This is a genomic window from Halorubrum ezzemoulense, from assembly GCF_004126515.1.
Lineage (GTDB): Archaea > Halobacteriota > Halobacteria > Halobacteriales > Haloferacaceae > Halorubrum > Halorubrum ezzemoulense.
Genome location: NZ_CP034940.1, coordinates 2,975,470 through 2,997,293, shown reverse-complemented (window position 1 = coordinate 2,997,293; position 21,824 = coordinate 2,975,470). Strand labels below are relative to the sequence as shown.

The window sequence follows — 21,824 nt, the reverse complement described above, 5'->3', positions numbered from 1 at the left end:
CCCCGGCGCGACGCAACCCTTACCGGTCGTGACCGCCAACTCTGGCCATATGACCGACGAACGCGACGACGACGGCCACGAGTTCTCCTCGGGGCAGGGCGTCGACGCCGACTACGACGCGTTCACGCTCGACCCGCCGGAGCTCGGCGAGGACCCGAGCCGCGTCGACCCGGTCGACTCCCGGGTGCTGACCGAGGAGCTGGACCGCCGGAACATCGGCAGCGAGGACGTCGACGTCGAGCAGCTGATCGACGTGGGCCTCTCGTACATGGGGATCAACCGGTTCGAAGAGGCGACGGAGACGTTCGAACGCGCCGCCAACTTCGCCGAGGAGGACTCGCTGGAAGCGCAGGAGGCGTGGGTGAACAAGGGCGCCGCCCACGCCCAGTTGGAGGAGTTCGACCAGGCGATCGGCGCGTATCAGGAGGCGCTCCGGATCGACGAGGAGTCCGAACACGCCGCGACCGCCGAGACGAACCTCGCGTACTCGCTCTGGGAGTCCGGCCGGAGCGAGCAGGCGCTCGAACACGCCGAGCGCGCCGTCGAGACCGACCCGCGCTTCGCGGAAGCGTGGTACAACCGCGGGTTCCTGCTGGTCGAGCGCGGGCTCGCCGAGGACGCGGTCAAGTGCTTCGACAACGCGATCCGCCTCGGCTACCGCGACGCGGGGGTCCTCGAAGAGAAGGCGCGCGCCCTCGAGGAGGCCGGCGAGCACGAGCAGGCCGAGGAAGTCGCCGACCGCGCCGAGGAGCTCCGTCGCGAGGCCGAAGAGCAGATGGTCGAAGAGCAGACTGGACAGGCCCCCGGACCCGGCGGGCAGGGCCGTCAGGGCGGGCAGGCCGGCGGCGGGCGGGGCGGCGACCCCGAGGGCCCGGAGCGAGAGCTTCAGGGCGAGGGGCCAGAGGGCTTCTGAATGCTCCTCCGCGAGCGCGAGACCGCCGAGGGACGGCTCGTCTCCGTCTGTGATCCGGACTGCCTCGGCGAGACGTACGACAACGGCCGCGCGACGATCACCGTGAGCGAGGAGTTCTACGGCGGCGACGACGCCGTCGAGGCGACCGCCGAGGAGGTCGTCGCGGGACTTCAGCGCGCACAGGTCGCGAACATCGTCGGCACCGAGGCGGTCGGCGTCGCCGTCGACGCGGGGCTTGTCGACGAGGAGACCGTCTTAGAGTTCGAGGAGACGCGGCACGCGCAGTTGCTCTGGCTGTAGCGGCGCACCGCCGCCCGCGTCTCGCCGGGATCCGAACCGGCTAAGGGCGCGGGCGACGAGGCGAATCCGATGAGACGACTCACGCGGAGCGAACTGGCGTCGCGGGTGGGGCCGCGGCCGCCGTCCGACGCCTTCTGGCGGCGCGCGATCGACCGCGGGGAGGCCGCGCTCGGCGTCGGCGCGGACGCCGTCGGCGAAAGCGCGGCCCCGGGCGACGAACCGGACGACGGACCGACGGAGCCGCTCGACACGGGGGACATCGTCGACGTGGGCGACCACGCCTTCGTCGTCGTCGACGCCGACCGCACCGAGAGCGGCGGGCAGATCTACCGGATCGAACTCGTCGCCGACCGCGAGGGAGACTGAGGATCGGGAGACGGATCGACTCGGAAGACGGGCCGGACCGGGTGGCGAAACCCGATCAGAGCCCGGCGACGTCCTCGATGGCGTCGGTGAGTTCCTTCACGCTCTCGACGGTGTGCTCGCCCATGTGGCCGATCCGGAACGTCTCCTCGCCGAGGTCGCCGTAGCCGTTCGAGAACGCCATGTCGTACTCCTCGCTCACTTCCTCGATCGTCGCGGCCACGTCGATCCCCTGCGTGTTCTCGATGCAGGCGACCGTCTGCGACTCGTACCCCGCCTCGGGGAACATCGCGAAGTGTTCGTCGGCCCAGTCGTGGACGTACTCCGTCATCTCGCGGTGGCGCTCGTCGCGGGCGCGGTGGCCCTCCTCCAGCATGCGTTTCATCTGCTTGCGATACGCCAGCATGATCGGAATGGCGGGCGTCGAGTGGGTCTGTCCCTTCCGGTCGTAGTAGTCGATCGTCCGGCGGAAGCCGCCGTACCACGAGGAGTCGCCCTTCTCGACCTCGCGGTCGTAGGCGTCGTCACTCACGACGCAGACCGCGAGCCCCGGCGGCATCGCGAACGCCTTCTGAGTGGACGCGAAGATCACGTCGATGCCGTGTTCGTCGATGTCGACGTAGTCGCCGCCGAGCGACGAGACGGCGTCGACCGCGAAGTACGTGTCCGGGTACTCGGCGATCACGTCGCCGATCTCCTCGACCGGGTTCCGCACGCCGGTGGACGACTCGTTCATCACGCCCGCGACCATGTCGTACTTCGCGTCCGCGGACTCGATCGCCTCGCGCACGTCCGCGGGTTTGACCGCCTCGCCCCACTCGTACTCTAGCCGGTCGACGTCCTTGCCGAGCCGCTCGGCGACGTTGGCGTAGCGCTCGCTGAACGCGCCGCAAGTCGGGACGAGGACGTGCTCGTCGACGAGGTTGAGCGTCGTCGCCTCCCAGAACTCCGTGCCGGAGCCGGTGAGAATTACGACCTCGTGGTCGGTGCCGAGGAACTCCTTCGTGTCCTCGACGATAGTGGTGTACAGGTCGGTCATCCGGTCCATCCGGTGCCCGAACATCGGCTCGGCCATCGCCTCGATGACGTCGTCGCGGACCTCCGTCGGGCCGGGGATGTACAGCGTCTTCTCGTCGTAGTCGTCGCGGTATTCGCGTTTCTTCGTCACGGGATCCACCTGTCAGTTCGTACCGGGACGCGTGCGGGTATGTTCCTTGTGTTACGTTCAAAAACCGGGAACGCCGGCGCCGGGCGCGACCGGCGGCGGGCCGAGGCGGCACCGCGACGGAGTTGCGCGGATCAACCGTCTTTATAGGCACAGAGCAGAGAATCATGGTATGATACATACACCGAGAGTCGCAACCGCCCGGGGTGGCCCGCCGTGAGCGGCGACGAGGAGCTCGCGAAGGACCTCGGCCCGCTCGCGGCGCTCACCATCGGGATCGGGACGATGATCGGCGCTGGGATCTTCGTCCTGCCCGGCACCGCGGTCGCCCGCGCCGGGCCGCTCGCGGCGTTCACCTTCGTCCTCGGCGGCGTGATCGCGCTGTTCACGGCGCTTTCGGCCTCCGAGCTGGGCACCGCGATGCCGAAGTCCGGTGGGGCGTACTTTTACGTTAACCGCGCGCTCGGGCCAATGTTCGGCTCCGTCGCGGGGTGGGCGAACTGGCTCGGGCTCGCGTTCGCGTCCGCCTTCTACATGTACGGCTTCGGCGAGTACGTCAACGCGCTCGTCGGGATCGGTCCGGTCGGGATCGGCTTCGTGACGCTGGAGGCGGCGCAGGTGATCGGGCTCGCGGGCGCGCTCCTCTTCATCGCGGTCAACTACTTCGGCGCGAAGGAGACCGGCGGCCTCCAGATCGTCATCGTGATGTCGCTGCTCGGGATCCTCGCCGTCTTCACCGTCGTCGGCATCCTGAACGCCGACATGGAATCGCTCCGGCCGCTCGCCCCGCCGGGCACGACGAGTCAGGTGCTGCCGGTGACGGGGATCATCTTCGTCTCGTACCTCGGCTTCGTCCAGATCACCTCGGTCGCCGAGGAGATCAAGAATCCCGGCCGCAACCTCCCGCTCGCGGTGCTCGGCTCGGTCGTCATCGTAACGGTCGTCTACGCGCTGTTCCTCCTCGTCCTCCTCGCGGCGGTGCCGAACGAACTCGTCGCGAACAACGAGACCGCGGTCGTCGACGCCGCCAGACTCCTCTTCGGGCAGTACGAGGTGTTCGGCTTCTCGCTGGGCGCGCTCGGCGCCAGCATGCTCCTGATCGGCGGGCTCCTCGCGACCGCCTCGTCCGCGAACGCGTCGATCCTCTCCTCGTCGCGGATCAACTTCGCGATGGGCCGCGAGAAGATCGTCACGCCGTCGCTCAACGAGATCCACGAGCGGTTCGGAACGCCCTACAAGTCGATCGCGCTCACCGGCGCGCTCATCCTCGTCTTCCTCGTCGCCGGGAGCGTCGAGTCGCTGTCGACGATGGGCTCCGTCCTCCACCTCGTCGTCTACGGGCTGCTCAATCTCGCGCTCATCGTAATGCGCGAGTCGGAGGTCGAGGGGTACGATCCCGACTTCGAGGTCCCGTTCTACCCGCTCGTTCCGATCATCGGTACGATATCGTCGTTCGCGCTGATAATCTACATCGACCCGACGATCATTCTGCTGTCCGCCGGGCTCGTCGTCTTCGCGCTGCTCTGGTACCTGCTGTACGCCCGCGGGAAGGTGGAGGCGCGTGGCGTGCTCGGCTCGTGGATCCTCGACCGCTCCGAGGACCTGCCCGAGCAGGCCGTCTCGGCGGCGACCGCCGTCCAGCCGAGCGGCGACGACTACCGGGTGATGGTGCCGCTCGCGAACCCCGCGACCGAGGAACACCTGATCACGCTCGCCTCGGCCATCGCAAAGCAGCGGAACGGGACCGTCGTCGCGGTCAACATCGCGAACGTCCCTGACCAGACCTCGCTGGAGGCGGCCCGGGACCGCGGCGCCCACGAGGCGGCGCACGGTCTCCTCGATCAGGCCCGCGAGGACGCCGAGACGTTCGGCGTCGACGTGGAGACCCACGTCGTCCTGTCGCACCGCGTGTTCGAGGAGGTGTTCGACGCCGCGCGCACCTACGGCGCCGACATGACCGTGATGGGCTGGGGCGAGGACTCTCACGGGGCGCCCGGGCGCGCCGAGTCCGCAGTCGACGAGCTGGCGTACTCGCTCCCCTCGGACTTCCTCGTGTTCCGCGACCGCGGGTTCGACGCCTCGCGCATCCTCGTGCCGACCGCGGGCGGTCCGGCCTCGGACCTCTCCGGCGCCGTCGCGAAGATGCTCCAGACCGAGTTCGACGGCGAGGTCACGCTGCTCCACGTCGCCGAGGACGACGAGGAGGCGGGCCGCGCGTTCCTCACCGAGTGGGCCGACGCGCACGACCTCTCCGACGCCACGCTCCGGATCGAAAGCGGCGACGTCGAGAACAGCATCGAGCGCGCCGCCCGCGACGCGACGATGCTCATCATCGGCGCGACCCAGAAGGGACTGCTCTCGCGGCTGGTCAGCGGGTCGCTCGTGTTGGACGTGCTCAACGAGGTGGAGTGTTCCGTGCTGCTCGCGGAGCCGCGCAGCGCGCGCGGCATCCTCGGCCGGCTGTTCGGGAGCGGCGCGCGGTCGAACGACGTGACGGACGCGATGGAGACGCCAGCGGAGGTTGGCGTCGGACCGGAGCCGTCGACGCCCGAGATCGACGAGGGCGCGGACCAGGGGTCGAGCGCGGGCGACGAGTCGAAGGCAGACTGACGCGGCGAATTTATGTTACATAGCGGGTGGCGTCCGAACGATCCCCGTCAGCCCCAGTGCCAGAAGTGGTTGTCGTCGTCCTCGACCGGGTCGGTGCGCTCCCGGAGGGCGGCGACGTCCTCGGCGGTCGGCTCGTGGTCGTCGGGGAGCCGCTCCATACAGTCGAAACAGAGGAAGAACTCCGAGCCGTCGGTGAGTTCGAGCGTCAGCCCCTGCGTCGACTCGAACGCGAAGTTCCACAGGTCGCCGATCCCGCCGGCGATCCGCACGGACCGCTCGCACACGTCGCACGCCTCGGAGGCCATACGCGTCTCTCACGGGGTCCGCGGGGTAAGGCGTGTCGCCTCGGTAATTATATATCGCCGCTGTTTGGAGAGACGCGATTGACAGCTCTGCGGTGAACACCGCTCGGTCAGCACCCACTCGTTTATAAGCGACTATCAGCAGATCGGCGGCGAACACTCCCAAAGCCCCAGCCGGCGGGGCGGGCGCAGGCGACGTAAGCACCGAACGAGGGAGCGACAGCGACCGAGTGAGGCGCGCAGCGAGCGTGCGCCCGCCCCGCCGGCTCCCCCTTTGAGTCCCGCCCGACCGCAACCGCACGGCGCCTCACGCCTTCCCAGCCTCGCGGTTCGCGCTCTCCGAGCGCTCACCGCGTCCAGCGAGAATCGAAGATTCTCTGGCAGCCGGCGCGTAGCGCCGGCGACCTCGCGCGCTCCGTCGCGGCCGCCGAGGGCGGCCGCTCGCAGGCACGCGCCACCGTGAGGGATTCAGCGCTGCTCCGCGTCGATAACGTGTCCGTCGCTCGGGTCGAACCCGACCGCAACCGCGCCGTCGAGGGGGTCGACGGTCCGGACGAGCAGTTCGCGGTCGCCCCAGTCGAGCGTGACGCGCGTTGTCTCGCCGAGGAACTCCGCGCTGGCGACCGTCGCGCGCAGCGTGTTTTCGCCGACCGGAGCGGCGGTCTCGCCGCCCCCTGCTCCGCCCGCGCTCGCGACGCGCAGGTGTTCCGGACGGACGCAGAACGCGATCCGGTCGCCGACTTCGGGCGAGTTCGTCGCGGGCGCGCCCTCCCCAGCATCGCCGCCGCCCCCGGGTGCGACGCGGAGGGTCTCGTCGCCGCCGTCGACGTCGACCGCGAGTTCGCCTTCGCCGAGCGACTCCACGACACGGCCCGCGAACACGTTATTGTCGCCGACGAACTCCGCGACGAACCGCGTCGCGGGCTCGCGGTACACCGTCCGCGGGGGTGCCACCTGCTCCGGCGTCCCGTCGTTCATCACCGCGACGCGGTCGGAGACGGCCAGCGCCTCCTCCTGGTCGTGCGTGACGTATATCGTGGTAATCGACAGTTCGGACTGGATCCGCTTCACCTGCGCGCGGAGCCGTTCGCGGAGCCGTGCGTCGAGCGCGCTCATCGGCTCGTCGAGGAGGAGCACGTCGGGGCCGGGCGCGAGCGCCCGCGCCATCGCGATCCGCTGCTGTTGCCCGCCCGAGAGGCTCTCCGGGTCGCGGTCGGCGGCGTCCGGCAGGTCGACCAGTTCGAGAAGTTCCGCGACGCGCTCGTCGCGCGTGACGCCGTCGGGCGGGTCGGCGAAGTTGAGCCCGTACGCGACGTTCTCTCCGACGGTCATGTGCGGGAACAGCGCGTAGCTCTGGAAGACGACGCCCACGTCGCGGTCCTCCGGGGGCACGCCGGCGACCGACTCGCCGCCGAACCGGACCGTCCCGCTCGTCGGCTCCTCGAACCCGGCGATCAGGCGGAGCGTCGTCGTCTTCCCGCAGCCGGAGGGACCGACGAGCGTGAAGAACTCGCCCTCCCGCACCCGGAGGCGCACGTCGTCGACCGCGGCCGTCTCGCCGTAGCGCTTCGTCACCCCGTCGAGTTCGACCGCGACCGGTGGGTCGGGCGCAGACTCCGACTTCGGTTCAGAGCCCACGGTGGTCACCCCCGAGCCGCTCGATGACGACGAAGCTGACCCCGGTGACGACGAGCAGGACGACGCCCATGGCGGTCGCCGGTCCGAGCCGCCGCCCGATGAACCGTTCGATCGCGACGGGCATCGTGTACGCGTCGGCGCCGGTCGCCAGCACGACGGTCGAGGTGAACTCGCCGATCGAGACGGCGAACGCGAACGCCGCGCCCGCGACGACCGCGGGCCAGACGAGGGGGATCTCCACGTCCCGGATCACCCGCGCCCGCGAGGCGCCGAGCGCCCGCGCGGACTCGACGAGCGAGCGGTCCAGCCCGGCGAGCCCGGGCGAGACGGTGCGCACGACGAACGGGTAGCCCGAGACCGCGTGCGCGACGACGATCGCGGCCGCGCCGCTCGCGGCGATCCGCCACCCCCCGATCTCGACGCCGAAGACGAGCCCCCGCAGGAGACCGAGCCCGACGATGATCCCCGACACCGCCAGCGGCGCCATCGCGGCCGCGTCGACCAGCGTCCGCCCGCGGTACCGCCGCGTGGTCAACACCGCGACGACGACGCCCATCGGGAGCGCGAGCAGCGTCGCGCCCGTCGCGAATGCGAGCGAGTTCCGGATCGCGGGCCACGGCCGCACCTGAAACGCCGCCCCCGTCTGCTGGCGCTCGACTAGGAATCGGTAGTGGTCGAGCGTGATCGCGCCGTCGCCGCCGGTCACCGACGCGAGGACCATCGACGCGATGGGCGCGAGGAAGACGACCCCGGCGACGACCGCGTAGGCGGCCAGCCCGGCCCGCGGCAACAGCTCGCGGAGCGTCGCGGCGGGCGGGGAGAGCGGGCGCCGGGGGAGCGGCCGAGCGCCGCGCGCGCCGGTCGGCTGCCGGGCCTCGTACCGGAGGTACGCGAGCAGGACGCCGAGCGAGACCGCGAGTTCGATGATCGCAAGCACGGCGGCCTCGGCGTAGCTCAGGTCCCGCACCAACCGGTAGACGAGCACCTCGACGGTCACGAGCTCGAACCCCCCGAGCGCCAGGACGATGGGGAAGGTTCCGAAGGTGAACACGAACGTCAGCGCCGCGCCCGTGAGGACGGCGGGGTACACCTGCGGCGCGACCACGTCGACGAACGCCCGGACCGGCCCGGCGCCGAGGCTGCGGGCGGTCTCGACCGCGCTCGCGTCCACCGACTCCCACGCCGCGGTCGTCACGCGCGCCACCAGCGGCGCGTTGTAGAACGCGTGGGCGATCACCACCGCTTCGAGGGTGAACATGAGTTCGACCCGCGGGAGTCCGAGCGTCGTCAGGGCGGCGTTCAACGTGCCGTTCTCGCCGAACGTGGCGACGAACCCGACCGCCACCATGATCGACGGGAGGACGAACGGGACGATGGTGAGCGAGCGCAGGGTTCGCCGCCCGGGGAACTCGAAGCGCGCGAGCAGGTAGGCGGCCGGGAGGCCCAGGGCGACGCTCGCGACGGTCGAGAGGACCGCTTGGTACGCGGTGAAGCCGACGATCCCGAGCCGGCGGTCCGGCGAGAGGAGCGCCCGCGCGACCGCGACCGGGGACTCGCCCGACAGCAGCCGGGCGAGTTCGCCGAAGTAGAACGGGTCGGTGAGCACCTCGGCGAAGGCGCCGAGGGTGACGGCGCCGTCGACGACGACCGCCTCAATCAGGACGGTCGCCGTCGGGTAGTAGAAGGCGACGACGAGCGCGGCGCTGGTGAGGACCGCGAGCGCCGTCAGCGCGCGCGCCTCGGCCCACTCCCCGAGCCGAGACAGTCGCCCGTCGTGGTCGGTCACGCGCTCGGTCCCTCGTCGGACACGCGATCAGTTCCCGGCGTATTGCCGCTCCCAGGCCTCGACCCACGCGTCGACCGAGCCCTGGAGCTCGTCGTAGGTGAACGTCACCGGGTCGGCCGGCTCCTTCGCCAGCTCGGCGTAGTCGCTCGGCAGCTCCGCGCCGTCGGTCGACGGGAACGCGACGTTGCGCTGGGCGATCTCCCCCTGAACGTCCGGCTCCAGCATGAACGACATGAACTCGCGGGCGAGGTCGGGCTCGTCTGCGTCGGCGAAGAGGGCCATCCCCTCCGGGTTCGCGTACGCCTGGTCGTTCAAAAAGCGGATCTGGTGCTTCTGGAGGTCCGCGTCCTCCATGTCCGCGAACACCTGATCGGTGGAGTAGGAGACGACGATCGGCGCCTCCCCCTCGCTCCACGCCGCGTACGCGTCGTCCCAACTCCCCAGCACGCGCACGTCGTTCGCTTGGAGTTCCGCCCAGTAGTCGAGGTAGTCGTAGTCGGGGTCGCCGTCCCCGCCCGCGACGGCCTCGCCGTCGCCGTCGCTCGCGACCCCGCCGTCGCCGAAGCGGCTGATCGTGTGGAGGAGGAACGCCCGCCCGGTCGCGGAGCCGCCGGGGTTCTGCGCGATGAGCGCGCCCGCGTGCTCGTCGTCGAGCAGTCCGTCGAACGTCTCCGGCGCCTCTGTGGTCGTGCTGTCGTACACGAGGCTGACGTAGCCGGTGTCGAACGGGACCGCCCGCTCGAACGGGTCGAACCGGAGTCCCTCCTTGACCGCGTCGCGCCCGTCGACGTCGCCCGCCTCGGCGAAGAGGTCCTCGTCGAGCGCCCCGTCGACGCGGACGAGGTCCTCCGTCGTGAGTCCGACGTAGAGGTCGGCGTCGATGCCCGCGCCAGAGGCGGCGCGCTCGACGTAGTAGTTCACCTCGTTGTCGGGCGTCGCCCACTCCAGCGTGGCGTCGTACCGGCTCTCGAACTCCTCTTTGAGCCACTCGCCGGGGCTCACCGACGGCGCGTCGATGAAGTTCGTGTACGTGGCGACCGTCAGAGTCGGCGTCTCGTCGCCGCCGTCGCCGCTCTCCGATCCGCCGTCGTCGGTTCCGTTGCCGCCGTCCCCGTCCCCGCCGTCGCCCCCGTCGTCGACCTGCTCCGCGCTACAGCCGGCGAGCGCGATGGCCCCCGCCGCCCCGGCCGCAGTCAGGAACCGCCGTCGGGTGTGTGGCCGAGCGCGTCGCCGCCGTGTCCTGCTTTCGTCGTCGGTCATCACTCGGTTGTTGTACTCGGTGGTTACATAAGGGATCCGAGTCGGGGCGACACCGATTTCCCCGTCGCCGCCGTCGAATTCGTATGAAGCAGCGTCCGACGAACGGATCTGCGGCGACGCCGCCCCCACGCGAGACGACCACCCGACGCCGCCTGATCGCCGGCGGCGCGGCGGTCGGCGTCGCCGGGCTCGCCGGCTGTCTCGGCGCCCGCGACGGGCCAGTCCCGGCGCCCGAGGTGACGAGCGACCGGATCGACGACTGGCGACGGACCGACGAGTTCGAGCGGACGGTGTTCGAGCGGTCGTACGGTCCCGTCACCGTCCGGGCGCTCGAACACACGGGAATCTACGAGTACGCGCCCGTCGCGGACGCGCTCGCCGAGACGCTCGGCGGGTCCGGGTCGCCGGTCGTCTTCTTCGCGACGCGGATCGACCTCCGGCCCGCCGTCGACCGACTCCCGGCCGAGATCGGCCGCGACCGGATCATGCGCGAGGTGGAGGCGGCCGCGACCGACGCCTTCCGCGGGCAGCTCCGGAGCGCCGGCATCGAGAACGTCGAAATCGCCGACGAGGGGATCTCCACCGTCCGGTCCGGCAACACGGCGACCGTGTGGCGGCTGACCGGCGAGTACGCGCTCGACGGCGAGGTCCCGCTCCCGGACGGGACCGCCGCGGGACTCGATCGACCCCTCGACATCGGGGCCCGCCTCGGCGTCTGGCACGACGGAACCGACGTGATAGTCGCCGGCGGCGCGTATCCGACCGATCCCCTTCTCGACGCCTTCGACGCGGCGCTGCCGGACTCAATCGACGCCGAGAGCGCTGTGCGACGGCTCGCCGGCGCCGAGAGCGCCGAGGCGCTCGCGACCGACCCCGCCGCCTACGACGAGGACGTCTCGCAGTTGCTCATCTCGGTGGTGTGAGCCGACGGCCCCCCGGAGCCCCCCGCTCGGCCCTCCTTCCGCCTCGAACCGACCCGTTTAATCGGCGCGCCCGACTCTCAGTCCGTATGAGCGACTTCCCGGAGTTCGAGGTGATCCCCGCCGTCGACGTCCAGGACGGCGAGGTCGTCCAGTTGGTCGGGGGCGAACGCGGGACGGGCAAGCGCTACGGCGACCCGGTCGCGGCCGCCGAGCGCTGGATCGAGGCGGGCGCCGAGACCCTCCACCTCGTCGATCTCGACGGCGCGTTCGAGGGCGAGCGCGTCAACGCCGCGGCGATCGAGTCGGTCGTCGAGAGCGTCCCGGACGGGGTCGGCCTCCAACTGGGCGGCGGCATCCGGACCGCGGACGGCGCGCGAGACCTGCTCGACTTGGGACTCGACCGCGTGATCCTCGGCACCGCGGCGGTCGAGACGCCCGAGATCGTCGACGAAATCGACGCGACGCACCCCGGGAGCGTCGTCGTCAGCCTCGACGCGAAGGACGGCGAGGTCGTCGTCTCGGGCTGGACGGAGGAGACCGGACTGGAGCCCGCCGCCGCCGCCGCGCAGTACGAGGACCTCGGCGCGGGCGCCATCCTGTTCACCAACGTCGACGTGGAGGGCCAACTGGAGGGGATCGACCGCGATGCGGTCGCGAGCGTCGTCGAGGCCGTGGATATCCCGGTTATCGCGTCCGGGGGCGTGGCGACGGTCGAGGACGTTATTGATTTAAAAGAGGCCGGCGCGGCCGCCGTCGTCGTCGGCACCGCGTTATACGAGGGCGAGTTCACGCTGCGCGAGGCGCAGGACGCGGCGGACGAGATTTAAATCGACTTCGTATTTACCGTTGATTGCTTATAATAATTGACTGCGGATCGCCGGCGAACACCGCCAAAGCCCCAGCCGCGAGGACTCGCGCGCCTCGTTGCGCGCTTCACTCGGTCGCTCACTCCGTTCGCTCCCTCGCTCCAGTGCTTACGTCGTCGTGCTTCGTCCTCGCGGCTGCCCCTTTGACTCCCACCCGACCGCACCGCAACCGCGCCTCACACCTCCCCAGCCTCGCGGCTCCCTCCGCTTCGGTCCGGTCGCCGCGTCCCTCGCGCGCGCGCTGCCTCGCGGCCGCCGGTGGCGACCGCTCGCAGGCACGCGCCACCGCACCGCCCGTTTATAACCATTCCCTCGACTCCCGCACCACGTCCGCTCCTCTCTCGCGGATCCGGAACCCCGCCACACCCGCAACCGACTTACGAATCCCCCGCGACGGGCCGGTATGAGCGACCACGACCGGACCGCGGCCGTCACCCGCGAGACGAGCGAGACGACGATCGAACTCACGCTCGCGGTCGACGGCGACGGCGACAGCGGGGTCTCGACGGGGATCGGCTTCTACGACCACATGCTCGAATCGTTCGCGAAGCACGGCCTGTTCGACCTCACGGTCCGCTGCGACGGCGACCTCGACATCGACGACCACCACACCGTCGAGGACGTGGCGATCTGCCTCGGCGAGGCGTTCGACGAGGCGCTCGGCGACAAGCGCGGCATCCGGCGGTACGCCGACCGCCGCGTCCCGCTCGACGAGGCGGTCGCGAGCGTCGTCGTCGACGTGGCGGGGCGGCCGTACTACGAGTTCTCCGGAGAGTTCTCACAGGAGTCTGTCGGGGAGTTCACCAGCGTCATGGCCGACCACTTCGCGCTCTCCGTAGCCCACAACGCCGGGCTGACGCTCCACGCCGCGGTCGAGCGCGGCGACAACGCCCACCACGAGGTCGAGGCGCTGTTCAAGGCGCTGGCGCGCGCGCTCGACGACGCCACCCGGCTCGACGAGCGCCGCAGCGACACGCCAAGCACGAAGGGCGAGCTCTGAGGCGGCGTCCCTCGGGGTCACTCGGGCGCGGCGAACTCGTTGTACTCCCCGTTGTGGTATACGAGCTCGCCCGTCTCTTCCAGCTCGTGGAGCAGGTCGAACACCTCGCTGTACTCGTGTTCGCGGTCGTACTCGACCGCCAGCCGCTGGACGACCACCCCCGGCGTCACCGCCGCGGCCTCGTGTTCTCGGACGATCCGGACCGCGAGCCGCCCGAGTTCCGTCCGTTCCGAGTCCATCTCGTGACGACGTTCGGCCGGGGTCGGCAAAACGGTCCGGGTCCGGGACGCGCCCGGTTCGCGTCCCGTCCGGACTCGGTTCGCGTCCGGTTCGCGTTCCGCCGACAACTTATCACACTGCGAACCGTTGGCAGGGCCGTATGGAACTCCGCTGTGAAGGCTGCGCCGGCTGCTGCGTCGACTGGCGTCCGCTCGATCCGGCCGCGGCGGGCTCAGACCGCACCGGGCCTCGTCCCCCGCTCGACGACACCTACGACCTCGTCCCGCTCACCCGCGACGAGGTCGTAGGCATCGTCGACGACGGCCTGGGCGACGCCCTGGTCCCCCGACTGTTCGAGCCGGCCGAGCGCGACGAGCGCGTTCGGATCGACGGGACCGACCTCGCCGCGATCGACGGCCGCCCCGTCTTCGTCGTCGGCCTCCGGAAGCCCCCCAAACCGGTCGCACCGATCGGGACCGACGAGCCGCGCTGGCTCGGCGCCTGCGCCTTCCTCGACCCGACGACGCTCCAGTGCCGGATCCACGGCGACGACCGCTACCCGCGCACCTGTTCGAGCTACCCGGGTCACAACCTCGAACTCGACGCCGAGACCGAGTGCGAGCGCGTCGAGGCCGCCGGGGGCGGGGACCGGCTCCTCGACGACGAGCCGGCCGACGACCTCCCGGCGCCCGCGTTCGGCCCGCAGGCGCTCGGCGCGACGGTGTTCGCGTACCCCGACCCGGAGGACCTCGACGGCGTCGTCGCCCGGCTCCGCGACGGCGGGGCGACCGCCGACGACCGCGCCCGCTTCGCCGGCGCCGCCGTCGGCTCTCGCCCCGGATCGCTGTCGGTGACGCGCGACCGCATGGCCGAGGCTCGGGACGACGCCCGCGAGGCCGACTCGTGGGTCGGGTCCGCGATCCGCGAGTGGACGGAGCGCGCCGGCGCCGACGGCGAGCGGGTCGGCCTCGACCGCGACGCGCGCGACCGCCTCGCCCGCGTCGTCGAGGACGACGCCGGCGCGCCCGGCACGCCCGGCTGGGACGCGGAGCGATAGGGGACGCGCCGACCGTCCTCGGTCGTGTGTTCGCGCCGCCTTCTTGCGCGCACGCACACGCGCGTGAGGCTTACCCGTCTCCGGACCCTCCGTTCGAACATGGACGAACGAGCCCCGACTGACGAGCCGGTCGAGTACGCGCGAGAGGACGTGTCCGTCCTCGTCGTGGGCGCCGGCGCCGCCGGCGCGCGCGCGGCGATCGAACTCGCCGAGCGCGGCGTCGACGACGTGCTCGTCCTCGGGAAGCGCGGACACGGCGACGCCCACACCACGTGGGCTCGGGGCGGGATCAACGGCGCGCTCGGGACCCACGACCCCGAGGACTCGCCCGCGATCCACGCGGCGGACACCCTCAACGAGGGCCACCTGATCAACGATCCCGGGAAGGTCGAGACAGTGACCGCGCAGATGCCCGAGCGGCTCCGCGAGCTCGACGACTGGGGGATGGCGTACTCCCGCACCGACGACGGCGCGATCGACCAGCGGTTCTTCGGCGCGCAGTCGTTCCGCCGGACCGCCTTCGCCGGCGACCACACCGGCGAGTCGCTGCTGAACACGCTCGTCGACCGCGCGCAGGCGCTGTCGGTCCCCTACCGCGAGAACGTGATGATCACGAAGCTGGTCTCCGACGGCGAGGCCGTCCACGGTGCGGTCGGTTTCGACATGGACGACGGCGAGTTCGTGCTGTTCAACGCGGGCACCGTCGTTCTCGCCGCCGGCGGCCACGCGGCGATCTACAACCGGCACACCTCCCGCGACGACGAAAACAACGGCGACGGCGCGGCGCTGGCCTTCGACGGCGGCGCGTCGCTGATGGACATGGAGTTCATGCAGTTCCACCCGACGGGGATGGCCGTCGACGAGGCCGACCCCGAGTGGGCGCCGTGGAGCGGCCGCCTCGTGACCGAGGCCGTCCGCGGCGAGGGGGGCCGCCTGTTCAACGCCGAGGGCGAGCGGTTCATGGAGCGCTACTCTCCGGACCAGATGGAGCTCGACGCCCGCGACGTGGTCGCCCGCGCCATCGCCCGCGAGATTGGCGAGGGGCGCGGCACGGAGCACGGCGGCGTCTACCTCGACATCTCTCACCGTGACGCCGACTTCATCGAGGAGCGGCTCCCCAGAATGTACGAGCGGTTCCAAGACCTCGGCGTGGACATGGCCGAGGAGCCCGTCGAGGTCGCGCCGACCTCCCACTACGGGATGGGCGGCGTCGCCGTCGACGACCACGGCGAGACCGACGTTGACGACCTCTTCGCCATCGGGGAGACGATGGCGGGCGTTCACGGCGCGAACCGCCTCGGCGGCAACTCGCTGGCCGAGACGGTCGCGTACGGCGTCGTCGCGGGCGAGCGGATCGCCGACCGCGTCGACGGGCCGGGCGAGGTGCCCGACGCCCTCCGCGAGGAGACCGTCGAGCCGCACCTCCGCGACCTGCGCGCGATGGCGGACAACGACGGCGCCAACGAGGTCGACGCGGTGCTCGCCGACCTCCGCGAGCTGATGTGGGAGCACGCGGGCATCCTCCGCGACGAGTCGTCGCTCCGGGAGGGGCTCGACCGCCTCGCCGCCGTCCGCGACCGCGCCGCGGACATGCGCGTCGGGCCGGTCACCAGCGAGTCGTTCGAGCTCGCCGTCGACGCCGGCTTCATGCTTGTCGCCGCCGAGGCGGTCCTCCGCGGCGCGCTCGAACGCGAGGAGTCGCGCGGCGCGCACTACCGCACCGACCACCCCGACACCGATCCCGACTGGCGGCGCAACGTCTACTTCGACGCGGCCGACGTCGGCGGCATGACACTCCGCACCGAACCGGTCGATCAGCCGAGCGACGCCGTCCAGGCCGCCCTCGACGAGGGCCACGAGCTGGACTACCACCAGCTAGAGTAGCGACGGCCCGCTCCGCTCGTCCCTCCTTCACCCGCCCCGCTCCCGGTACCAGACGCGCTCGCCGACCGGCGACTCGCCGTCGTCGATCGGGAGCCGGCTCACGAACAGGTCCCGCACGGCGAGCGTGAGCGTCAACTCGACGGGCTCGCCGCGGTCCCCGTCTGCCACCGCTTCATCTCCTCCCGCCTCTCTCTCCGGCACGATCGGCCGCACCGTCACGACGCAGTGGCCGTCGCGCTCGCCGATCGATTCGACGACGCCGACCGACCACTGGTCGACGTGGTGCGACGGTTCCCTGGCGTGGACGCGGTCGTGGTTCACGACCGGCTCGCCTCCGCGTCGGTTGCGTCGCCCGCGACGCGCCGCACGGCGAGCGCGCCCTCGCAGGTACACGTCTCCTCGCACTTCGGGCACTCCGCCGCGGGGCGCTCGATCGGGTCGCGGTGGATCGTCTCGTAGCCGTGCGCGTCGAACAGTTTCTCCGGGGAGTCGTCGCCGCCGTGGTACCACGAGTCCGCGAGGAACAGGTCGACGCCCCGCTCCGCGCCGGCCTCGTGGAGGCGACCGAGCAGCCGGCTGCCGATCCCCCGACCCGTCGCGCCCTCCCTGACGTACCCCGTTTCGAGGTGGCCGTATCGCCCCGCGGCGGGCAGCAGGTCGGGGTCGTCGAAGAAGTACATCTCGTCGGCGACGGCGGTCGGATCGGTGAACTCGCGGAGCGCCATGACGCCGAGGATCGCGCCGTCCCGGTCGCCCTCGCCGTCGACCGCGTCGGTTCGGTCACTCTCGCCGTCAACCGCGTCTCCCGCCGACTCGACGGCGTCCCCCTCGACCACGACCAGCACGTGGTACGTCGGGTCGTCGATCCCGAGGTCCACGCCGTAGGAGCTCCCCTCGGTGAAATGAGAGGTGATGAGCGCCTCCAGCGGCTCGGCGTCGCCCGGTCGCGGCTCGCGGATCGCGATCTCGTCCATCTACCGGACGGACGCCGTCGCCGACCAAGAGCGGTGCGGTGCCGGCACCGGCCGCCTCCGGTCGGCGCCGATCAGCCCCCGGCGCCCGGCCGCCAGACTCCCTCCCGCCGGTCGAGCCACGCCACGACGACGACGTGCGGGAGCGTCATGGCGGCGATGGCGACGAGCGACACGGCGAGCAGGTCGCCCGGCGCCGCCACGCCCGCGGGGACCGAGACGCCGACCGCGCCGACCACGAGGAACCCGCCGAGCGTGAGCGGCGCCGCGTCGCGCCCGAAGCGGGCGAGCGCGCCGACCGCGTCGCCGGCCGACGCCGCGCTCGCCGCCGCTGGGTCGACGAGGACGAGCCGGCCGACGTGCCGGAGCGCGTGCCACAGCGCGAAGTACACCCCGATCGCGAACACCGGCGCGGCGAGCAGGAACCACGCCCACAGCACGGCCAGCTCGCCGGCGTCGCGGCGCCAGCCGCCGGCGTCGCGCCCGCTCCGAACCCGCCGGTAGCCGAGCCCGACCGACGCCAGCGTCGCGGCCGCCATCCCGACGCCGACCCCGGCGCGGACCGCGGGCGCGAACAGGGGGTCGACGGCCGTCGCGGCCGCGCCCCCGTCGACGAGGAACAGGCCGACGATCCACTCGGCCACCAGCCGGTACTCCTCGGGGTGCGCGAGGAGCGGGACGCCCATCGGGAGGCCGCCGCGGACGATAAGCGCCAGCCAGCGCTCGGCCGAGGTGGGGAGGTGGTCGACGCCCGCGATCGCGAGCGTCGCCACGTCGCCCTGCCCCCAGTGGAGCCACGTGAGCGCGATGAACCCGACGAACGCGGCGACGGGCGCGGCGAAGAACGCTGCGACGACCGCCCCGCCGAGGACCGCGTAGCCGACGGAGACGACCGCGATCGACCGCCGGAGCGACACGCCCGGCGCGGCCCGTAGGGGGACGAGGTGGTCCACTGCGCCGTGCGCCATCCCGACGGCGAGGGTGCCGAGCGCGAACGTCGCGACGCCGAGTTCGACCGGAAACAGGGGGGTCGCGGCGCCGACCGGCAACAGCGCCGCCAGCACCAGCGCCGGACGTCGCGCGAACCACCGGTCGACCCGCTCGGCCGCCGGGTCGGCGTCGCGCCCGTCGCCGACGCTCTCGTCGGCCCCGCGTCCCGCGGTCGCGACGGACCGGGCGTCCGCCGCGCTCCGCGACGCCTCCGACGCCTCAGTCATCGACTACGTCCGGGTCCGGGTCGGCCGGGGACTCGGGGCCGCGAACGTCCCGCTCGGGCTCCGACCCGGCGCCGGCGACAGCGTCCGCCGCCGCCCGGCGGCGCTCGTTCCAGTCGAGCACCCACTCGAACAAGACGAGGCCGTTGATCGTCATCACTCCCGCGGCGACGAAGAACAGCATCTCTTCGATCGGGAGGCCGAGGACCGCGATCCCGGTCGTCAACTCCGGCGAGAGGTACCACGTCCCCATGCCGATCGCGATCCGGTCGGCGACCCAGAAGTACGCCGCCGGGGCGAGCGTCGCCGTGATCCACAGCCGCGGCGTGCGCGCGAGGTAGCCGCCGCCGACGCCCCACTGGAGCGCGAGGACGGGCCCGACCCACGCGATCAGCCCGCCGAGGTACAGGAACGACGGGTCGAGCCACGCGAGCCCCAGCCCGATCGGGACCATCGCGAGGCCGACGAGGACGCCGGCGGCCCGGGGCACGCGGTCGAAGTCGCCCTCGCGGAACGTCGGATCGAAACCGATCCGGTGGAGCGCGAACGCGACCACGATCGTCTGGATCGCGAAGAACAGGTACTCGCCGAGCGGGATCGAGAGCGCCCGCGCGACGACGGCGCCGTCCGCGTACCCCCAGGCGCCCCGGCGGATCATGTAGCTGATCCACGGGGTGGTGTAGGCGTACGCGATGGCGACGAGGATCGCGATCCCACCGACCGCCCGGCGCTGCCGCGTCGCCTCGTACCGCGGGGCGAGGTACCACAGCAGCGCCAGCACGGGGAGACTGAAGACGAGGTGAAACTGGAGATACGTCAGCGTCGGTAGCATCGGACCACCCCGGCGAAGACGCTCATGCCAACATATCGCCCCCGTTTCTGTTTAACCCTTCAGCCCAACGTGGTCAGGTATCGCCGGCCCGAACCGGTTCGGTGATCAGTCCCCGGCCGCGAGGACGCCGTGCGCCTCCAGCACCTTCCCCAGCCGGTACATGGAGGCGACGACCGAATCACAGACCGGCCGCACCGCGGACTTCGGGACGAAGCCGACCGCCAGGCCCGCGACCTCCAGCATCGGGAGGTCGTTCGCGCCGTCGCCGACCGCCACCGTCTCGCGCATCGGGACGCCGACCTCGGCCGCGAGGTCGGCGAGCGCGTCGTCCTTCGTCCCCTCGATCAGCGGTCCCTCCGCCTCGCCGGTGAGGGCGCCGTCCGGTCCGGTCGGCAGTCGGTTGGCGACGATCGTGTCGACGGCGACCCCCTCGCGAGCGAGCGCCGCCTCGACGCCGCGCTCGAACCCCCCGGTGAGGACGGCGACGTGGTGCCCCTCGTCGCGGAGGCGCTCGATGAGACGCGCGGCGCCGGGCCGGATCCGCACCGCGTCGAACGCGTCCTCGACCTCCGCCTCGGGAAGGGCTTCCAGCAGCTCCGCGCGCCGGTAGAGGCTCTCGGCGTAGCTGAGTTCGTCGTTCATCGCCCGCTCGGTGATCTCGGCGACCTCGTCGGCGACGCCCGCCCGCTCCGCGAGCAGGACCGTCATCTCGGAGTCGGAGAGCGTCCCGTCGAAGTCGAACGCGATGAGACTCATGGCGTCCGTTCGTCGCGGCGGGGACTTGAAGCGCGCGGTCGCCCCCGATTTTCACCGGCGGGAGTGCCTCTCGGACACGGCCCGCTCACAGCCGCTCGCCGCGGTACTCGAAGTACCTGACCTCCTCGGCGCACCAGGCGCAGCCGCACTCGCTGTAGTAGCCGCTCCGCCCGGTGAGCCGATCGGGGTGGGTGATCTCGATGCCGCGCTGGAACCGCTCCGCGAGCTCGTGGTATTGGTCGCACTCCTCCCAGAACGACGCCGCAGCGGCCATCGTGTCCGTTTACGTGAAACTCGCATTTGAACGTTACTCCGAACTCGCGCCCGCCCGGCCCCTTTCGGCCGCGTCGCAGCGGTTCGCGCCGCCCTCCTCACTCGCCGTCAGCGTCGGCGAGGAACTCCACGTCGCCGGCGATGACCGCGCTTGCGATGACGCCGACGCCGACCACGGTGGCGACCCCGAGGGTGGTCATCGTCACCGAGAGCGCCGAGCCGCCGATCGCGACGCCCACGAACGCCCCGACGGCCCCCCCGACGCCGCCGGCGATCACCGCCAGCGTCTGTGCCTCCCGCATAGGTGTCGCTTTAGTAACACGGGTTATAAGCGTTCCCGCCGGGTTCTCTCCGGTGATAACGCCGCCCTCATTCCGGCGCCGGTGCCGCTCTCGGCGGTCGCCGGCGCCTCAGCGCGGGTACCGCCGCCCGAGGTCGGCGCCGTCGTCCGCCGCGTCGCTCCCGGCGGGCTCTCCGTTCGCGTTGTCGGAGTTCTCGTCGCCCGCATCCCCGTCGCCCACCTCCTCGCCGCCCGGACTCACGCTCCCGGTTCGGTAGCCGGCCATGTCGAGGGTGACGTACTCGAAGCCGAGGTCGGTGAGGTGTTCGTGGACGGCGTCGGCGAAGGCCGGGTCGAGCGCCCGCTCCAGTTCGTCGGGGGCGATCTCGACGCGTGCGAGGCCGTCGTGGTCGCGAACCCGGAACCCCTCGAAGCCCCACTCGCGGAGCACCCGCTCCGCCTTCTCGACGCGGGTCAGCCGCTCCTCGGTGACCTCCAGCCCGGTCGGGATCCGCGAGGAGAGACACGCCATCGAGGGCTTGTCGGCCACGGAGAGGTCGCGAGACTCGGCGATCGCGCGGACCTCCGCCTTCGTGATCCCGGCGTCGAGCAGCGGCGAGAACACGTCGAGCTCCTCGACCGCGCGGAGCCCCGGTCGGTGCCCCTCGCCGGGGTCGTCCGCGTTCGTCCCGTCGCAGACGGTGTCGATCCCCAGCTCCTTCGCGGTCTCGTACATCCGGCCGAGCCGCATGGTCCGGCAGTGGTAACACCGGTCGCCGTCGTTGGCGACGAAGTTCGGGTCGTCGAGCTCGGAGAACGTCACCGTCTCGTGGCGGACCCCGATCTCGTCGGCGACTCGCTTCGCGTCGTCGAGCTCCGCCGCGGGGAGCGTCTCGCTGCGGGCGGTACACGCCACGGCGTCGTCGCCGAGCGCCTCCGTTGCCAGCGCGGCCACCACCGCGGAGTCGACGCCGCCCGAGAACGCGACGAGCACCCCGTCGCGCTCGCCGAGCGCCTCGCGGGCGGTCGCCGCCTTCGCCGCCGCCTCGGGGTCGAGCGACCCGTCGCCGACGGCACGCGCGTCCTGACTCATGGCAGGCGTTGGCGACGAGCGCGAAAAAGGGCGTCGCACCCGGCGCGCTGGTCCTCGCTCTGAGACGCGCGCCGCCCCCCGACCCGCCGGACGCCGCGGGGATCCGCGGGAGCGACCCG

At 71.7% G+C, this 21,824-nt stretch carries 23 protein-coding genes; 9 read left to right on the top strand and 14 right to left on the bottom strand.

All coding sequences use genetic code 11. The annotated features are described in order from the left end of the window. Positions 1–49: 49 nt before the first annotated feature. From EO776_RS15275 to EO776_RS15265, 3 genes are all read left to right on the top strand, one after another. Positions 50–913: a tetratricopeptide repeat protein gene (locus EO776_RS15275; protein WP_129452525.1), complete on the top strand. Its 864-nt coding sequence runs from the start codon at positions 50–52 to the stop codon at positions 911–913. Beyond that, positions 914–1,213 carry a DUF424 domain-containing protein gene (locus tag EO776_RS15270; RefSeq protein ID WP_049932049.1) on the top strand — a complete coding sequence of 100 codons (300 nt, stop codon included), beginning with the start codon at positions 914–916 and terminating at the stop codon, positions 1,211–1,213. It abuts the gene before it with no gap. Between the two features lie 69 nt (positions 1,214–1,282). Continuing rightward, on the top strand, positions 1,283–1,579 hold the full coding sequence (locus EO776_RS15265) for a hypothetical protein (RefSeq protein ID WP_129452524.1): 297 nt from the start codon (positions 1,283–1,285) through the stop codon (positions 1,577–1,579). A 55-nt stretch (positions 1,580–1,634) separates the two neighbouring features. Here EO776_RS15265 and EO776_RS15260 read toward each other — a convergent pair whose 3' ends face one another. Next, entirely contained in the window at positions 1,635–2,744 is a 1,110-nt protein-coding gene (locus EO776_RS15260; protein ID WP_094494303.1) for a pyridoxal-phosphate-dependent aminotransferase family protein, read from the bottom strand. A gap of 213 nt (positions 2,745–2,957) precedes the next feature. Between EO776_RS15260 and EO776_RS15255 the strand changes: the two genes are divergently transcribed. Continuing rightward, positions 2,958–5,351: an amino acid permease gene (locus EO776_RS15255; RefSeq protein ID WP_129452523.1), complete on the top strand. Its 2,394-nt coding sequence runs from the start codon at positions 2,958–2,960 to the stop codon at positions 5,349–5,351. 47 nt (positions 5,352–5,398) lie between these two features. On the opposite strand, the gene EO776_RS15250 is transcribed toward EO776_RS15255, so the two are convergent. From EO776_RS15250 to EO776_RS15235, 4 genes are all read right to left on the bottom strand, one after another. Continuing rightward, the gene (locus EO776_RS15250; protein ID WP_049932058.1) at positions 5,399–5,656 is read right to left on the bottom strand and encodes a DUF7561 family protein; all 258 of its coding nucleotides are present in this window, start codon (positions 5,654–5,656) and stop codon (positions 5,399–5,401) included. Between the two features lie 465 nt (positions 5,657–6,121). Continuing rightward, complete coding sequence (locus tag EO776_RS15245) at positions 6,122–7,291, bottom strand: ABC transporter ATP-binding protein (RefSeq protein WP_086216879.1); 1,170 nt, start codon at positions 7,289–7,291, stop codon at positions 6,122–6,124. Continuing rightward, the gene (locus tag EO776_RS15240) at positions 7,281–9,077 is read right to left on the bottom strand and encodes an ABC transporter permease (protein ID WP_129452522.1); all 1,797 of its coding nucleotides are present in this window, start codon (positions 9,075–9,077) and stop codon (positions 7,281–7,283) included. The genes EO776_RS15245 and EO776_RS15240 overlap by 11 nt, the downstream gene beginning before the upstream one ends. Positions 9,078–9,104: 27 nt before the next feature. Next, complete coding sequence (locus tag EO776_RS15235) at positions 9,105–10,337, bottom strand: thiamine ABC transporter substrate-binding protein (RefSeq protein WP_129452521.1); 1,233 nt, start codon at positions 10,335–10,337, stop codon at positions 9,105–9,107. 83 nt (positions 10,338–10,420) lie between these two features. Here EO776_RS15235 and EO776_RS15230 point away from each other — a divergent pair, with 83 nt between their 5' ends. The 3 genes from EO776_RS15230 (at position 10,421) to hisB (ending at position 13,126) form a co-directional block, all read left to right on the top strand. Then, on the top strand, positions 10,421–11,260 hold the full coding sequence (locus tag EO776_RS15230) for a hypothetical protein (RefSeq protein ID WP_094519676.1): 840 nt from the start codon (positions 10,421–10,423) through the stop codon (positions 11,258–11,260). 86 nt (positions 11,261–11,346) lie between these two features. Continuing rightward, positions 11,347–12,087, top strand: coding sequence for a 1-(5-phosphoribosyl)-5-[(5-phosphoribosylamino)methylideneamino]imidazole-4-carboxamide isomerase (gene hisA / locus EO776_RS15225; protein ID WP_094519677.1), 741 nt, complete (start codon positions 11,347–11,349; stop codon positions 12,085–12,087). A gap of 442 nt (positions 12,088–12,529) precedes the next feature. Further along, positions 12,530–13,126: an imidazoleglycerol-phosphate dehydratase HisB gene (gene hisB / locus EO776_RS15215; RefSeq protein WP_094519679.1), complete on the top strand. Its 597-nt coding sequence runs from the start codon at positions 12,530–12,532 to the stop codon at positions 13,124–13,126. Positions 13,127–13,143: 17 nt separating this feature from the next. Here the strand turns inward: hisB and EO776_RS15210 are convergent, their stop codons facing one another. Then, positions 13,144–13,365 carry a hypothetical protein gene (locus tag EO776_RS15210; RefSeq protein ID WP_094519680.1) on the bottom strand — a complete coding sequence of 74 codons (222 nt, stop codon included), beginning with the start codon at positions 13,363–13,365 and terminating at the stop codon, positions 13,144–13,146. A 140-nt stretch (positions 13,366–13,505) separates the two neighbouring features. Here EO776_RS15210 and EO776_RS15205 point away from each other — a divergent pair, with 140 nt between their 5' ends. Together EO776_RS15205 and EO776_RS15200 are read left to right on the top strand one after the other, a co-directional pair. Next, entirely contained in the window at positions 13,506–14,402 is an 897-nt protein-coding gene (locus EO776_RS15205) for a YkgJ family cysteine cluster protein (RefSeq protein ID WP_094519681.1), read from the top strand. Between the two features lie 99 nt (positions 14,403–14,501). After that, the gene (locus EO776_RS15200; protein ID WP_094519682.1) at positions 14,502–16,286 is read left to right on the top strand and encodes an L-aspartate oxidase; all 1,785 of its coding nucleotides are present in this window, start codon (positions 14,502–14,504) and stop codon (positions 16,284–16,286) included. Between the two features lie 27 nt (positions 16,287–16,313). On the opposite strand, the gene EO776_RS15195 is transcribed toward EO776_RS15200, so the two are convergent. The 8 genes from EO776_RS15195 to larE form a co-directional block, all read right to left on the bottom strand. Further along, on the bottom strand, positions 16,314–16,607 hold the full coding sequence (locus EO776_RS15195; RefSeq protein ID WP_049932083.1) for a DUF7861 family protein: 294 nt from the start codon (positions 16,605–16,607) through the stop codon (positions 16,314–16,316). Next, complete coding sequence (locus tag EO776_RS15190) at positions 16,604–17,260, bottom strand: GNAT family N-acetyltransferase (protein ID WP_129452520.1); 657 nt, start codon at positions 17,258–17,260, stop codon at positions 16,604–16,606. The genes EO776_RS15195 and EO776_RS15190 overlap by 4 nt, the downstream gene beginning before the upstream one ends. Before the next feature lie 71 nt (positions 17,261–17,331). After that, entirely contained in the window at positions 17,332–18,474 is a 1,143-nt protein-coding gene (locus EO776_RS15185; RefSeq protein WP_094519684.1) for a Brp/Blh family beta-carotene 15,15'-dioxygenase, read from the bottom strand. Beyond that, on the bottom strand, positions 18,467–19,303 hold the full coding sequence (locus tag EO776_RS15180) for a lycopene cyclase domain-containing protein (RefSeq protein WP_094519685.1): 837 nt from the start codon (positions 19,301–19,303) through the stop codon (positions 18,467–18,469). The genes EO776_RS15185 and EO776_RS15180 overlap by 8 nt, the downstream gene beginning before the upstream one ends. A 105-nt stretch (positions 19,304–19,408) precedes the next feature. Next, positions 19,409–20,059 carry a phosphoserine phosphatase SerB gene (gene serB / locus EO776_RS15175; protein WP_049932087.1) on the bottom strand — a complete coding sequence of 217 codons (651 nt, stop codon included), beginning with the start codon at positions 20,057–20,059 and terminating at the stop codon, positions 19,409–19,411. A gap of 85 nt (positions 20,060–20,144) precedes the next feature. After that, positions 20,145–20,333, bottom strand: coding sequence for a hypothetical protein (locus EO776_RS15170; protein WP_129452519.1), 189 nt, complete (start codon positions 20,331–20,333; stop codon positions 20,145–20,147). 97 nt (positions 20,334–20,430) lie between these two features. After that, positions 20,431–20,634, bottom strand: coding sequence for a hypothetical protein (locus tag EO776_RS15165; RefSeq protein ID WP_049932090.1), 204 nt, complete (start codon positions 20,632–20,634; stop codon positions 20,431–20,433). A 108-nt stretch (positions 20,635–20,742) separates the two neighbouring features. Continuing rightward, on the bottom strand, positions 20,743–21,705 hold the full coding sequence (gene larE / locus EO776_RS15160; protein WP_089308494.1) for an ATP-dependent sacrificial sulfur transferase LarE: 963 nt from the start codon (positions 21,703–21,705) through the stop codon (positions 20,743–20,745). Between the last annotated feature and the right edge of the window lie 119 nt (positions 21,706–21,824).

Coding starts and splice junctions, on each gene's coding strand:
- EO776_RS15275 (WP_129452525.1), top strand. CDS start 50: ATGACCGACGAACGCGACGACGACGGCCACGAGTTCTCCTCGGGGCAG.
- EO776_RS15270 (WP_049932049.1), top strand. CDS start 914: ATGCTCCTCCGCGAGCGCGAGACCGCCGAGGGACGGCTCGTCTCCGTC.
- EO776_RS15265 (WP_129452524.1), top strand. CDS start 1,283: ATGAGACGACTCACGCGGAGCGAACTGGCGTCGCGGGTGGGGCCGCGG.
- EO776_RS15250 (WP_049932058.1), bottom strand. CDS start 5,656: ATGGCCTCCGAGGCGTGCGACGTGTGCGAGCGGTCCGTGCGGATCGCC.
- EO776_RS15235 (WP_129452521.1), bottom strand. CDS start 10,337: ATGACCGACGACGAAAGCAGGACACGGCGGCGACGCGCTCGGCCACAC.
- EO776_RS15230 (WP_094519676.1), top strand. CDS start 10,421: ATGAAGCAGCGTCCGACGAACGGATCTGCGGCGACGCCGCCCCCACGC.
- hisA (WP_094519677.1), top strand. CDS start 11,347: ATGAGCGACTTCCCGGAGTTCGAGGTGATCCCCGCCGTCGACGTCCAG.
- hisB (WP_094519679.1), top strand. CDS start 12,530: ATGAGCGACCACGACCGGACCGCGGCCGTCACCCGCGAGACGAGCGAG.
- EO776_RS15210 (WP_094519680.1), bottom strand. CDS start 13,365: ATGGACTCGGAACGGACGGAACTCGGGCGGCTCGCGGTCCGGATCGTC.
- EO776_RS15205 (WP_094519681.1), top strand. CDS start 13,506: ATGGAACTCCGCTGTGAAGGCTGCGCCGGCTGCTGCGTCGACTGGCGT.
- EO776_RS15200 (WP_094519682.1), top strand. CDS start 14,502: ATGGACGAACGAGCCCCGACTGACGAGCCGGTCGAGTACGCGCGAGAG.
- EO776_RS15190 (WP_129452520.1), bottom strand. CDS start 17,260: ATGGACGAGATCGCGATCCGCGAGCCGCGACCGGGCGACGCCGAGCCG.
- EO776_RS15185 (WP_094519684.1), bottom strand. CDS start 18,474: ATGACTGAGGCGTCGGAGGCGTCGCGGAGCGCGGCGGACGCCCGGTCC.
- EO776_RS15180 (WP_094519685.1), bottom strand. CDS start 19,303: ATGCTACCGACGCTGACGTATCTCCAGTTTCACCTCGTCTTCAGTCTC.
- serB (WP_049932087.1), bottom strand. CDS start 20,059: ATGAGTCTCATCGCGTTCGACTTCGACGGGACGCTCTCCGACTCCGAG.
- EO776_RS15170 (WP_129452519.1), bottom strand. CDS start 20,333: ATGGCCGCTGCGGCGTCGTTCTGGGAGGAGTGCGACCAATACCACGAG.
- EO776_RS15165 (WP_049932090.1), bottom strand. CDS start 20,634: ATGCGGGAGGCACAGACGCTGGCGGTGATCGCCGGCGGCGTCGGGGGG.
- larE (WP_089308494.1), bottom strand. CDS start 21,705: ATGAGTCAGGACGCGCGTGCCGTCGGCGACGGGTCGCTCGACCCCGAG.